At 69.0% G+C, this 12,837-nt stretch carries 11 protein-coding genes; 6 read left to right on the top strand and 5 right to left on the bottom strand.

Annotated elements, in window-relative coordinates:
* The first annotated feature begins 176 nt into the window (after positions 1-176).
* The 3 genes from DM450_RS18355 (at position 177) to DM450_RS18345 (ending at position 4,729) form a co-directional block, all read left to right on the top strand.
* The gene (locus tag DM450_RS18355; RefSeq protein ID WP_260610003.1) at positions 177-1,295 is read left to right on the top strand and encodes a helix-turn-helix transcriptional regulator; all 1,119 of its coding nucleotides are present in this window, start codon (positions 177-179) and stop codon (positions 1,293-1,295) included.
* Positions 1,296-1,455: 160 nt separating this feature from the next.
* Entirely contained in the window at positions 1,456-2,961 is a 1,506-nt protein-coding gene (locus DM450_RS18350; protein ID WP_142637243.1) for an acetyl-CoA hydrolase/transferase family protein, read from the top strand.
* A gap of 262 nt (positions 2,962-3,223) precedes the next feature.
* Positions 3,224-4,729: a S10 family peptidase gene (locus DM450_RS18345; protein WP_142637241.1), complete on the top strand. Its 1,506-nt coding sequence runs from the start codon at positions 3,224-3,226 to the stop codon at positions 4,727-4,729.
* 155 nt (positions 4,730-4,884) lie between these two features.
* Here the strand turns inward: DM450_RS18345 and DM450_RS18340 are convergent, their stop codons facing one another.
* From DM450_RS18340 to tsaD, 5 genes are all read right to left on the bottom strand, one after another.
* The gene (locus tag DM450_RS18340) at positions 4,885-5,610 is read right to left on the bottom strand and encodes a hypothetical protein (RefSeq protein WP_142638100.1); all 726 of its coding nucleotides are present in this window, start codon (positions 5,608-5,610) and stop codon (positions 4,885-4,887) included.
* Between the two features lie 164 nt (positions 5,611-5,774).
* The gene (locus DM450_RS18335; RefSeq protein WP_142637239.1) at positions 5,775-6,494 is read right to left on the bottom strand and encodes an OmpA family protein; all 720 of its coding nucleotides are present in this window, start codon (positions 6,492-6,494) and stop codon (positions 5,775-5,777) included.
* A gap of 74 nt (positions 6,495-6,568) precedes the next feature.
* Complete coding sequence (locus DM450_RS18330; RefSeq protein WP_185928653.1) at positions 6,569-8,092, bottom strand: lipopolysaccharide biosynthesis protein; 1,524 nt, start codon at positions 8,090-8,092, stop codon at positions 6,569-6,571.
* Entirely contained in the window at positions 8,089-9,102 is a 1,014-nt protein-coding gene (locus DM450_RS18325) for an NAD(P)H-dependent glycerol-3-phosphate dehydrogenase (RefSeq protein WP_142637237.1), read from the bottom strand. Before DM450_RS18325 ends, DM450_RS18330 begins: the two co-directional genes overlap by 4 nt.
* Complete coding sequence (gene tsaD / locus DM450_RS18320) at positions 9,099-10,133, bottom strand: tRNA (adenosine(37)-N6)-threonylcarbamoyltransferase complex transferase subunit TsaD (RefSeq protein WP_142637235.1); 1,035 nt, start codon at positions 10,131-10,133, stop codon at positions 9,099-9,101. Before tsaD ends, DM450_RS18325 begins: the two co-directional genes overlap by 4 nt.
* Positions 10,134-10,194: 61 nt before the next feature.
* On the opposite strand from tsaD, the gene hemC reads away from it, so the two are divergent.
* Genes hemC through DM450_RS25915 form a run of 3 tightly spaced genes read left to right on the top strand, consistent with a single transcriptional unit; the run spans position 10,195 to position 12,807 of the window.
* Positions 10,195-11,148, top strand: a complete 954-nt coding sequence (gene hemC, locus DM450_RS18315; RefSeq protein ID WP_142637233.1) for a hydroxymethylbilane synthase — start codon at positions 10,195-10,197, stop codon at positions 11,146-11,148.
* A gap of 59 nt (positions 11,149-11,207) precedes the next feature.
* Positions 11,208-11,852 carry a uroporphyrinogen-III synthase gene (locus DM450_RS18310; RefSeq protein ID WP_185928652.1) on the top strand — a complete coding sequence of 215 codons (645 nt, stop codon included), beginning with the start codon at positions 11,208-11,210 and terminating at the stop codon, positions 11,850-11,852.
* A 19-nt stretch (positions 11,853-11,871) separates the two neighbouring features.
* On the top strand, positions 11,872-12,807 hold the full coding sequence (locus DM450_RS25915) for a hypothetical protein (RefSeq protein WP_185928651.1): 936 nt from the start codon (positions 11,872-11,874) through the stop codon (positions 12,805-12,807).
* Positions 12,808-12,837 lie beyond the last annotated feature (30 nt).

Below are 12,837 nucleotides of genomic sequence, written 5' to 3'. Positions count from 1 at the left end.
CTGTTGCCAGGTCCCGGGCTGAGAGTCTCAGGATCGCAAGTACCGATCCCTCGGGTCGCGACGGCATTGTGCATCGACATGTAACCCGCAGCATACCATGAACATGGTAGAGTCCCTTATTTCAGGGATGGATGACGGTACTTGTTAATCGCCGCTTCACCTTACATGATGCGCCGGTGGGCTCATTCAGGGATCACCGCTGTCGCGCCGAGGGGATCGCCGATCTCTTTGCGCGCGCACCTTTCGAGGAAGGGGGCTGGGACGCCGCCCTGAAAGCGCTGGCCGATGCCACCGGATCGACCCGCTCGCAGTTGCTCGCGCTGGGCGAGCGCCACGCCGCCTTCAACTGGGTCACCGATGCCGAGGGCATTCCCGACTACTTCGACGAATTTCTCGCGATCGACGGCTTCAACCCCCAGGTGAACTACCGCGTCGCGGCAACACGCATGCCCTTCGAGGTGACCTGGGAAGATCACTACGACGCGATCCGCAAGGCCCATACCGACGAGGCCTATCTCGACTATGTCCGCCGCAACGATGCCGAGTTCGGCGCGCAGGTCGTGCTCAGCCAGCGTCCCGGCGTGTTTTTCGGCCTCGCCATCCTGCGCGGCCAGGGCGTGGGCCGCAGCAACGAGGCACAGCGCGCCGTCCTGGCCGAGGCGGCCCCCGCGGTTCTCGCCGCCATCCGCATGCAGGACGCCATCGAGCACCAGGGCATCGAATTGCTGCGTGGTTCGCTGGACGCGATCCGCAGCGCCGCGATCCTGCTCGACGGCATCGGCAAGGTCTGCGGCGTCACCGCGGCGGCACAGGCGCTGCTTGGCCCCGATTCCCTGCAGATCCGGGCCGCCACCCTGCACGCGACCCGGCCGGATGTGGACCGCGAACTCCAGGCCCGCATCGGCCGCGCGCTTGCGGGACGGGAGGACGGCGCCGCCGACCTCTGGCTGCGCAGCGCCGATGCCCCGCTGCTGCTCGACGTGCGCAGCCTGCCCCGGCAGGACTGGAGCTTCGGCACCGCCCCGCGCGCCATCGTCACCTTGCGCACGCCGCTGCGGCCGACCGCGCAGCAATCCGCCCACCTTGCCACCGCGCTCGGGCTCACGCTGGCGGAAGGCGAAGTTGTCTCGCTTCTGGTACAGGGCCATTCGCGCCAGGCCGTCGCCAACTTGCGCGGGGTCAGCGTGCAGACCGTCATCAGCCAGTTGCGCACGATCTTCCAGAAATGCGGCGTCAACCGCGAGGCGGTGCTGGTCTCCATGGCGCGCGAGGTGATCGAACTCGCTTCCCGTTGATCCGCCTCGGCAACTTGCCCGGCCGTAGTTTGCACGGTGACGGGAGGGGCGATTACTGTCATGCATCTTGCGCAATCGTCCAGGTGGACTTTGCACTGGATTCGTCGCCCCTTGAAGCCGACTGGCGCAAGCAACGTCAGTCAGAAACGAAGAGGTTGCCATGCGCATCGAGAGTGCCGAGTTTCGCTCCAAAGTCATGTCCGCGGAGGACGCCGCCCGGCTCATCACCAGCGGCTCCACGGTCGGCATGAGCGGCTTCACCGGCTCGGGTTATCCCAAGGCGGTTCCCCTGGCCCTTGCCGCCCAGATCGAGGCCGAACATGCCGCCGGACGCGGCTTCAAGGTCCGCATGTGGACCGGCGCCTCGACCGGGCCGGAACTCGACGGTGCGCTGGCCAAGGCCGACGGCATCGAATTCCGCCTGCCCTACAACTCCGACCCCATCGCCCGCGAACGCATCAACAAGGGCGAGATGAACTACTTCGACATGCACTTGTCGCAGGTCGCGCCGATGGCCTGGCAGGGCTTCCTCGGCGAGCTCGACACCGCCGTGATCGAAGTGGCCGGCATCCGCGCCGACGGCAGCCTGATCCCCTCCTCCTCGGTGGGCAACAACAAGACCTGGCTGGACCGCGCCGAGAAGGTCATCCTCGAAGTGAACGCGTGGCAGAACGAAGCGCTCGAGGGCATGCACGACATCTACTACGGCACCGCCCTGCCGCCCGCGCGCGTGCCGATCCCGCTGGTGAAGCCCGATGACCGCATCGGCTCGCCCTATCTCAAGGTCGATCCCGCCAAGGTCGTCGCCGTCGTCGAGACCGACCGGCCCGACCGCAACGCCCCGTTCAGCCCGCCGGACGAAAAGGCCAAGGCGATCGCCGGCCACATCCTCGAATTCCTGAACCACGAAGTGAAGCTGGGCCGCCTGCCCAAGGCGCTGCTGCCGATCCAGTCGGGCGTGGGCAATATCGCCAACGCCGTGCTGACCGGCCTGGTCGACGCGCCGTTCGACAGCCTGACCTCCTACACCGAAGTCATCCAGGACGGCATGCTGGACCTGCTGGACTCGGGCAAGCTGCGCATGGCGTCGGCCACCGCCTTCTCGCTGAGCCCCGAGGCGGCCGCCCGCGTGAATGCGGACATGGCCCGCTACCGCGACAAGATGATCCTGCGCCCGCAGGAAATCTCCAACCACCCCGAACTGATCCGCCGCCTGGGCTGCCTCGCCATGAACGGGCTGATCGAGGCGGACATCTACGGCGCGGTGAACTCCACCCACGTCATGGGCTCGCGCATCCAGAACGGCATCGGCGGCTCGGGCGACTTCGCGCGCAATGCCTATATCTCGATCTTCATGACGCCTTCGACCGCCAAGGGCGGCAAGATCTCGGCCATCGTGCCGCAGGCCAGCCATGTCGATCACATCAACCAGGACGTGCAGGTGATCGTCACCGAGCAGGGCCTGGCCGATCTGCGCGGGCTCAGCCCCAAGGAACGCGCCAAGGTCATCATCGCCAACTGCGCCCACCCGGACTACCGCCCGCTGCTGGAAGACTACTACGCCCGCGCGCTCAAGGGCTCCTACGGCCTGCAGTCGCCCTCGCTGCCGGGCGAGGCGCTGTCGTGGCACCAGCGCTTCATCGAGACGGGCTCGATGCTGCCGTAACTGCTTGAAAATTCGCCACAGGCGAATTTTGCGGCACCGGCCCACTCCCCCACCCTGCCACCCACGAGTGTATCCTGATGGGTGGGGGAGTGAGCCGGTGCCGCAAGCTCGTCACGGATGTGACGAGCTTCAAGAAAAAGTGCGGCGCCCATGTCGCATTTTAGGCTCGGAGCCCCTTGCCGTATACTATTTACCCGTTCTAGGTATCGCCCCCATAGGCGCCCCCGTCGCGGGCGCACTCAACAAGGGGTCGACCTTCCCGATGCGCACCGTTTCCCTCGCCTGCCTGGCGCTTTCGCTCGCCCTCGCCGCAGGCCCGGCCGCCACTTACGCGGCCGACAAGCCTGCTCCCGAAACCAAGGACGAGAAGAAGGACGACAGCCAGCTCGCGCCCTTCCCCGCGGCGAAGTCGATCAAGCAGTCGGCGGTGATCGGCGGCAAGACCGTGAGCTACGTCGCCACGGTCGGTTCGCTGCCGGTGAAGGACGAGAAGGGCAAGACCATCGGCGAGGTGGTCTATACCGCCTACACGGTGCCCGGCGCCCCCGCCAACCGCCCCGTCACGTTCGCCTTCAACGGCGGCCCCGGCGCGGCCTCGGTCTACCTGAACCTCGGCGCCATCGGCCCCAAGCGCGTGCAGTTCGGCGCGCAGGGCGACGCCCCTTCCGACCCGGCGGTGCTGCACGACAATGCCAACTCGTGGCTGGACTTCACCGACCTCGTCTTCATCGACCCGATCGGCACCGGCTTCTCGCGCAGCCGCGTCGATGCCGAGGCGACCAAGAAGGCGTTCTTCACCTCCGAGAACGACATCAAGTACCTCAGCCGCATCGTCTATGACTGGCTGAACACGAACGGCCGCCTGACCAGCCGCAAGTACCTCGCCGGCGAAAGCTACGGCGGCTACCGCGTGCCGCGCCTCGCCTACTATCTCCAGACCCAGATGGGCGTGGGCATCAACGGCATGACGCTGGTCTCGCCCTATCTCGACCCGCCGGCGATCGGCGACGACGACGGCCTCTCGCCGCTGCCCTGGATGCTCAACCTGCCCGCGATGGCCGCCGGTCATCTCGAGCGCGAGGGCAAGCTCAGCGCCGAGGCCATGGCGCCGATCGAGCAGTACCTGAAGACCGAATACGTCGCCGACTTCCTCGCCGGTCCCAAGGACAAGGCCGCGACAGACCGCCTTTCGGCCAGGGTTGCCGAGATCACCGGGCTCGATCCGGCGCTGGTGCGCCGCATGAACGGGCGTGTCGACATCGGCACGTACTTGCGCGAAATCCGCCGCGACCAGGGCCTGGTCGGCTCGGTCTACGATTCGAACTTCACCGCGTTCGACCCGTTCCCGGCCAGCGCCCGCCCGCAATACGGCGACCCGCTGCTGACCACGCTGATCGCGCCCACCACCTCGGCGATGGTCGATTTCGTGACCCGTCAGGTCGGCTGGAAGGTCGATGCGCGCTACAACGCGCTGTCGTTCGAGGTGAACGAGGCCTGGGACCGCGACAACACCGACAACCCGGTGAAGGACCTGCGCCAGGCGATCTCGATCGATCCGAAGATGACCGTCGACATCGTCCACGGCTGGGACGACCTCTCGTGCCCCTATTTCGGCTCGCGCCTGATCATCTCGCAGATGCCCGAGTTCGGCCGCGCGGACCGCGTGAACCTGCACATGTACCCGGGCGGTCACATGTTCTACTCGCGCACCGACAGCGGCGCGGCGCTGCGCCGCGACATCATGGCAAGCTATCGCGCCGGGGCGTGATAAAGCGTTTTCCAATCAGGTGGAATCACCTGATGACTCGGAAAACGCGTCCAACCCAAGTATCGGGGGCGGTCTTCGGACCGCTCCTCCCAGACACCAAAAAGGGGCCGTGCCAGCCAAGGCACGGCCCCTTTTTTCGTGTTCGCGCCTACCGCTCAGAGCTTGCCGAACTTCGCCTCGTAATCGCCGGTGTCGCCGCTGGCGAGCAGTCTGGCCTGCTCCACCCAGTTGTCGCGGCGCGGGCGGCCCGCGAAGGCGCCCAGCTTGCCGTCGAGATCGTCGAGGTCGGCATCGCTCCAGGCCGCGATCTGGGCAAAGCGGGTAACGCCCAGCGAATTGAGCAGCGTCAGCATCTTGGGGCCGAGGCCCTTGATCTTGCGCAAGTCGTCGCCCGCCTCGCTTGCCGCCGGAGCAGCGGGGGCCGGAGCAGGAGCGACCGCCGGTTCAGGCGCCGACAGCGGCTCGCCAGCCGTCTGTGCAGCCGCCTCTGCAGCCGTTTGCGCAGCGACATCGGCGGCCCGTTCGGCCTCGGTCTCTGCCGCGATGGTCTGCGGCGGCACCGCGTTGTCGACTTCCTCCTGCGCGGCGACGGCGATCACCTCGCCGATCCCCGCCATCGTTCCGGCCATGGCCGGCGGATCGATGTGCACATGCGCGGGCGCGGCGGCCGGTACCGCCGGGGCGGGCGCGGCGAACTGCGCGGCGGGCGGCGCCTCGTCGATCAGGGCCTGGTTGCGCTGCGCGGGGGCGGCCCCTTCGTCCAGCACGTCGGGACGATGGACGCGCGGCGCCGGTTTCGACGCCCGGGCAAACAGCCAGTAGGCGACGACAATGCCGATCAACAGCGCGGCGATGAAGACCAGCCAGTTGGCCTGGATCATTTGCAGCACGAAACTATCCCTTCCGGTTCCATACAAGCCAGCCGATGCCGAACCCCGCTAGGTAGGTCAGCAGCACCGAGACGGCCATTTCAAGCCATAGCGGCATGGGCGGCTCCTTTCATAGCATTTCCGAGCAGGCCCGCGCACTGCTGTGAATTACGCATTCAGCTCGGCCCCGGCGTGTCGATCGGCGTGGGCTTGACCGGGGCCGAGGCGATCACCGAGAATTCGATGCGGCGATTGGCGGGGTCGTAGGGATCGAGCCCCGGGATCGGCGACCTGGGGCCGACGCCGGTCGCCCGCAGCCCGTCGGCCGGGATGCCGCGCCCGATCAGCGCCCAGCGCACCGCCTCGGCGCGCGCGCGCGACAGCGCGACATTGGCCTCGGTGATGCCGCCGGCATCGGTATGGCCGGTCACCGCGATGATGCTGCCCACACACGGCCGCAGCGCCTGCGCCACTTCGTTGAGCAGCCGCGCGCTCTGCGGATCGATCTGCGCGCTGGCCTCGGTGAAGCGGATCGAGCGGGTGGCGAGGATCGCCTCGACGTCGTCCTGGCAGCGCAGCTTGGCGGAGGGGCTCTCCTGCCCGCCCCAGCTCACCCCGCCGATGCCCGGCACTTCGGCCACCGCGGCGGCCACCCTGCTGCGCGTTGCATCGTTCAATTTCTGGCCGCCGCGCAGGACCGGGTGGCGGGTCAGCCAGCCGTAGCGGTCCCGGAAATCGACACTGACCGCCTGCCCGCCCGCCGCATCGCGCACCGCCAGCGCCTGTCCGGCAAGACCGTCGATGAATGCGGGGCCCTCGAACCGGGTGGAAACGAACGAGAGGGCAAGGCAGAGCGCGGCGCCGGCGGCGACGATGGAAGCACGGCGAGGATTCATGCCTTCAGCCTAGACGAATTTTCGGGCCTCTGGAAACAGCCGCCCGGAAAATTGCCGAACCTGCGCGGAAATACTCAGGCCGACTTGGTTTTCTGGAACAGCTTGCGGTCTTCCGGGCCAAACGCCTTTTTCCAGATCACCAGCAGATAGGCCCCCAGGATCGCGGGAATGCCGAAGGCCAGTTCCGCCCACTCCGGCAGGAAGCGGGTCGCGAGGTAGCCGATGACCACGGCGGGAACCGCTGCCCAGACCAGCGCCCAGCGCCAGTTGTTGATCGATTGCCCGAGGAACCTGGCCAGCATGTGCGACTTCACCAGCGAGGCGAAGCCCAGCGAGACCATCAGCGCCGCCGCTGCCGTCGCCGCCTGGTAGAGCGAATTGTAGCCCCAGTGCTGCATCAGCAGGATACCGCCGAAAGTCAGTGCCGCCTGCACGCCGATGGTCACCAGCGACACCACGAGGTTGCGCATCTTGGCGACGTAGATCAGCGCCGCCTCGCTGACGACGGCGGTGGCCGCCACCACTTCGGCCGCCAGCAGGAACGCCAGCGCCCCGGTGCCGCCCACGAACTCGCGGCCGACAAGGCCCATGACACCCTCGCCCGGAATCCCCAAAGCCAGCGCGATGCCCGCCTGTGCCGCGGTGATCCAGAACCCCACCTGGCAGACCTGCCGGGCAATCGCGGCATAGTCCTTTTCCTTCAGGTTGCGGGTGATCACCGGGCCCAGCACCGGCTCGAAGCTGGTCTTGAGCTTCTGCGGCAGGCTCGCCACCTGCTGCGCCGCGTAATAGACGCCGACCGCCGAGGCCGGCGCCAGGAAGCCCAGCAGGAAGATGTCGACGCGGCGGGTACCCCACTCGATCGTGTCGGCGAGCGCAATCGGCGCCGAGCGCAGTGCCAGCTTGCGCATCTCGCGCGGGCGGGGACGCCAGCCTTGCGGCATGCCGTATGCGCGCACGAAGGGAATGAAGGCCGTCAGCGCCGCCGCGCAGATCGAGCCGATATAGGCGATCGACAGGCCGCTGTGCGGCGCCAGCCAGATCATCGCCCCGGCCAGGATCGAGATCGTCCAGGGCTCGACGATGGCGCGCGACCACACCGTCGGGCTGACCCGCAGCCGATAGGCAAGCGCCGCCAGCCAGATCTCGGTCATCGTCAGCGGCGGGATGGCGATCACCATCAGCCGGTCCATCTCGGTATAATGGCCGCCCGGGAACATCGGCGCCGGCACGAGGTAGAAGAACAATGCCGCCGCGCAGCTTGCCAGCAGCGCCAGGATCGAGCCGTCCGCCACCACATTGGCGGGGTGCACCTTGCCCTCGCTGTTCGACAGGCGCAGCGCGAGGCCGCGCTTTTCGCCCATCGTGCAGATCATCGAGGTCAGTTCGATCACCACCAGCGCCGAGGCGAAGCGGCCCAGCGCGGCGGGGCCATAGACCGAGGCGCGGCCGGCGATGAACAGGAACGGGATGCGCGCGGCAAGGCGCAGGAAAAAGCCGAACAGATTGGTCCGCCCACCCTTGGCGAGCGCCGCGATATCGTCGCGTTCCTTTTCCTGCCGCACGCCTTCCTCGCGGGCGATAATGCCGTCGGTCAAAGACTGGGCTCCTGCTCGGCGCGCAGGGGACGGGCCAGAATGCCGCTGACCACTTCGGCGGCAGGCGCCTTGCCTTCCAGCAGGCGGCACACCGCCTCGACGATCGGCATCTCGATGCCATCGCGCCGTGCCAGATCGCGCAGCACCGGCGCGGTAGCCGCGCCTTCAGCCACCGTGGCCTTGCCCGCCAGCGCCTGCCCGGCGGTCTGCCCCTCGCCCAGCGCGAGGCCGAGCGAGAAATTGCGGCTGGAAGTGGACGAACAGGTCAGCACAAGATCTCCAAGGCCGCACAGGCCCGACAGCGTTTCCGCCCGCGCGCCGCGCGCCAGGCCGAACCGCAGCATTTCCGCATAACCGCGCGCGATGAGCGCGGCGCGCGCGTTCTGGCCGAGCCGCAGCCCTTCCGCCACGCCGCAGGCAATCGCCAGCACGTTCTTGATCGCCCCGCCGACTTCCGCGCCGGTGACGTCGTCGGAGTAGTAGGGTCGCAGGGCGGGCCTTGCGATCAAGGGCGATAGCCGCGCCCACTGCGCCCGCCCGCCCGAACAGGCGAGCGTGACCGCGGTGGGGAGCCCCGCCGCGACTTCATGCGCGAACGTCGGGCCGGAGAGCACCGCGATCTCGGCGCCCGGCACGGCCTCGGCCGCCACTTGCGCCATCAGGCGTCCCGATCCGGCCTCGATGCCCTTGGCGCAGAGCACCAGGTCGCGCGGCGTCCCGGCGAACCCCAGCGCGGGAAGCCGCGCCAGCACGCCGCCGAGGAACTGGGCGGGAACAACCGCCAGCAGCGCCGGCAAGCTGGCCAGTTCGGCGAGATCCGAAGTGGCGCGAACACCTTGCGCCAAGGCAGCGCCGGGCAGATAGACCGCGTTGCAGCGCTCCGCGTTGATGCGCGCGGCAAGCTCCGGCTCGCGCGCCCAGAGCAGCACTTCGCTGCCGTCACCGGCAGCCGCCTGCGCCAGCGCGGTGCCCCAGGCCCCGGCGCCGATGACGCCCAGCGCCGCGCTCACGCCTTGACCCCGGCGCCGCGCACGGCATCGGCTTCGGGATCGAGCGGCCAGCGCGGCCGCGCGGCCACGTCGAGCGGGTCCGACTGGCCGAGCGCAAAACGCTCCGCCCCGGCCCAGGCTATCATTGCCGCATTGTCGGTGCACAGCGCCAGCGGCGGCGCCACGAAATCGAGATCGTGTTCGGCCGCCAGCGCCTCCAGCGCGCCGCGGATCGCCTTGTTGGCCGCAACGCCGCCGGCCACGACCAGCGCATTCACCGGCCCCGCCGCCGCCAGTGCCCGGCGCGCACGGTCGATCAGGCAGTCGATCGCGGCTTGCTGGAAGGAAGCGGCGATATCGGCATCGCTGTACTGGCCCGACTGCTTGGCGCGCATCACCGCGCTCTTGAGCCCGGCAAACGAGAAGTGCGGCTCGTCCGAACCCTTGAGCGGGCGCGGCAGCGGCACTTTTTTCGCATCGCCCGCCAGCGCCAGCCGCTCCATCGCCGGGCCGCCGGGATAGCCGAGGCCGAGCAGCTTGGCGGACTTGTCGAAAGCCTCGCCCAGCGCATCGTCGATGGTGGTGGCGAGGCGGCGGAACTTGCCCACGCCTTCGACCAGCAGGATCTGGCAGTGTCCGCCCGAGACCAGCAGCAGCAGGTAGGGATATTGCAAATCGCCATCGGCCAGACGCGGCGAGAGGGCGTGGCCTTCAAGGTGGTTGATCGCGATCAGCGGCTTGCCGGTCGCCATCGCCAGCGCCTTGGCGGTGACCAGGCCGACCATCACCCCGCCGATCAGCCCCGGCCCGGCGGTGGCGGCAATCGCGTCGACATCGTCCAGCGTCATGCCGGCGTCGGCCAGCGTCGCCTCGATCAGCGGGGCCAGCCGTTCGGCATGGGCACGCGCGGCGATCTCGGGCACGACACCGCCATAGGGCCGGTGCGCCTCGTCCTGCGAGGCGATGCGCTGCGCAAGGATCGTGCGGTCGCCGGTTACCAGCGCGGCCGCCGTCTCGTCGCACGAGCTTTCGATGCCCAAAATCGTGGTCATTATCGGTTTACCCTGAACGGCCCTTCCACTGGACGACATTGGCGGGTAGCACAACCCGCCGATGACGACGCCAACCAAAACACATGAGACCCATTTCCGCCTTGGCACCCGCCGTTCGCCGCTGGCGATCGCACAGGCCGAGGAAGCACGCGACCGGCTTGCCGCCGCGCATGGAATCGATGCAGCGCATATAGAGATCGTGGCGGTGACCGCCAGCGGCGATCGCATCCAGGACCGGGCGCTTGCCGAAATCGGTGGAAAGGCGCTCTGGACCAAGGAACTCGACGCCTGGCTGGCCAGCGGCGAGATCGATTTTGCGGTCCATTCGGCCAAGGACGTCGAGACGATCCGGCCCGAAGCCTTCACCATCGGCGCGATCCTGCCGCGCGAGGACGTGCGCGACGTGCTGGTCGGCGCCGAATCGATCCGCGCGCTGCCGCAAGGGGCCATCGTCGGCACCAGCGCCCCGCGCCGCGCCGCGCAGTTGCTCCATGCCCGCCCGGACTGCACCGTGGTGACCTTCCGCGGCAATGTCGCCACCCGCCTTGCCAAGCTGGCGGCGGGCGAGGCCGACGCCACGTTCCTCGCCGCCGCCGGGCTCCGGCGCCTGGGCGAGACCGGCACCGGCCATGCGCTCGACGAGAACGACTGGCTGCCCGCCCCCGCCCAGGCCGCGATCATGATCGAATGCCGCGCCGATGATGCTCGCACCAGGGCCTTCCTCGCCGCCGTCGACGACGCCTCCAGCCACGCCGCCGTCGCGGCGGAACGCGCGCTGCTGGCCGGCCTCGGCGGCAATTGCCACAGCCCGATCGCGGTGCTGACCCGCCATGACGGTGAGGACCTGATCATGCGCGCGGCCCTCTACAGCCCCGACGGGGCCGAAAAAGTTGAGGGCGAAGCCCGTTTCGCGGCCACCGACGGCACCGGCCCCGCCGCGCTCGCGGCCCGGCTGCTGGCCCGAGCGGTGCCTGCCATCGCCGTGCATTTCAGCGGCGCGGGAGCCGATAGCTGAACAAGGCCCTGCTCCCGCTGGTCGTCGTGCGGCCCGCGCCCGGCGCCGAGGCCACCTGCATGGCGGCGCGGGCACTGGGGCTGGAGGCGGAAGCGTTCCCGCTCTTTGCGGTGCATCCGCTGCGCTGGGAGGCTCCGGCGCGCACGGAAGTCGACGCCTTGCTGCTCGGCAGCGCCAATGCCCTGCGCCATGGCGGGGCGGACCTCGCGCGCTATCGCGGCCTGCCCGCCTATGCCGTGGGCGAAACCACGGCGGCCGCGGCCCGCGCGGCCGGCCTCGACGTGGTGCGCACCGGCACGGGGGGACTGCAAGGACTGCTCGTGCAAATCGATCCGGCACATCGCCGCCTTTTGCGGCTGGCCGGTCGCGAGCGTATTTCCCTTGAAATACCGGCTCATGTCACGGTGCTGACCCGCGAGGTCTATGCCAGCCAGGCCCTGCCCCTGCCCGGCGCCCTGGCGGCGCGGCTCCGCGCCCCGTGCCTCGTGCTGCTCCATTCCGCCGAGGCGGCGCGCCATTTCGCCCGCTTATGCGACAGCGCCGGCATAGTCCGCAGCCAGATCCACGTCACCGCGCTCGGTCCGCGCATTGCCGCGGCGGCCGGAACCGGCTGGGCCGGGCTCGCTGCCGCACCCACAGCCACCGATGCCGCATTGCTGGCCTTGGCCAAAGAGTTGTGCCAAGGGTTTACGCCGGGATCGTGATCTTACAGAAACGAGCGTGATGCAGGACCAGACTTCCCAGCCTACCCCGATGCCGCACCGCCCGCGTTCGCGCGCCGGAGGGTTTTTCGTTGCGCTGCTGGCCTTCGTGCTGGGCGGCGCCCTGTCGCTCTGGGCCGTGCAGGATGGCTATTTCGACCGGCTGATCCCGGGCCGCCAGGCGCAGGACGACCAGCCGCCCGCGCAGGCCGTCACCGCGCCCGCGGCCGCCCCCGCGCCCAGGGTTCCGGCGCCCTCCTCGCCGCAGGATCTGGCCGCGATCGGCGTGGTCGAGGGCCGTCTCGCGCTGATCGAGGACCGGCTCTCGCGCGTCGATTTCGAAACCAATGCCGCCTCGGGCAATGCCGCGCGGGCCGAAGGCCTGCTGATCGCCTTTGCCGCCCGCCGCATGATCGACCGGGGCGAACCGCTCAGCTACGTCGCCGACCAGCTGCGCCTGCGCTTCACCAATGCCCAGCCGCGCGCCGTCGATACCGTGATCGCCTTTGCCAAGAACCCGGTCACGCTTGACGAACTGACCGCCCGGCTCGAGGCGCTGTCGCCCGAACTCAGCGAAACCCAGAGCAACCAGAGCCTGTGGGACCGCGCCCGCAGCGAGCTGTCCGGCCTCTTCACGGTCCACCGCGATTCCTCGACCCTGCTGACGCCCACCGCGCGGATCGACCGCGCCCGCGTGATGCTGACGGCGCGCCGCATCCCCAGCGCGATCAACGAAGTCCAGCGCCTGCCCAATGCCCAGGCCGCCGAAATCTGGATCGCCGACGCGCGCCGCTACCAGGACGCGCAGGACGCGCTCGACCTGCTGGAGACCACTGCGATGCTGGAATCGCACCGCCTGCAGGATTCGGCGGGCAACACGGTCACGCAGCCCAGCCCGCTCGCCGCTCCCGGTGCGCAGCCCAGCGAAGAGCCCAGCCCGGAGGCGACCGAAGGCTGATCGGCCAGAGGCAAGCGGGCCGCGAACGAG

The organism is Sphingomonas sp. IC081 (assembly GCF_006874585.1).
Lineage (GTDB): Bacteria > Pseudomonadota > Alphaproteobacteria > Sphingomonadales > Sphingomonadaceae > Novosphingobium.
Note: the sequence above shows the minus strand (reverse complement) of the source record. Positions and strands in the feature narration are given on the sequence as shown.

Coding starts and splice junctions, on each gene's coding strand:
- DM450_RS18350 (WP_142637243.1), top strand. CDS start 1,456: ATGCGCATCGAGAGTGCCGAGTTTCGCTCCAAAGTCATGTCCGCGGAG.
- DM450_RS18345 (WP_142637241.1), top strand. CDS start 3,224: ATGCGCACCGTTTCCCTCGCCTGCCTGGCGCTTTCGCTCGCCCTCGCC.
- DM450_RS18340 (WP_142638100.1), bottom strand. CDS start 5,610: ATGATCCAGGCCAACTGGCTGGTCTTCATCGCCGCGCTGTTGATCGGC.
- DM450_RS18335 (WP_142637239.1), bottom strand. CDS start 6,494: ATGAATCCTCGCCGTGCTTCCATCGTCGCCGCCGGCGCCGCGCTCTGC.
- tsaD (WP_142637235.1), bottom strand. CDS start 10,133: ATGACCACGATTTTGGGCATCGAAAGCTCGTGCGACGAGACGGCGGCC.
- hemC (WP_142637233.1), top strand. CDS start 10,195: ATGACGACGCCAACCAAAACACATGAGACCCATTTCCGCCTTGGCACC.
- DM450_RS18310 (WP_185928652.1), top strand. CDS start 11,208: ATGGCGGCGCGGGCACTGGGGCTGGAGGCGGAAGCGTTCCCGCTCTTT.
- DM450_RS25915 (WP_185928651.1), top strand. CDS start 11,872: ATGCAGGACCAGACTTCCCAGCCTACCCCGATGCCGCACCGCCCGCGT.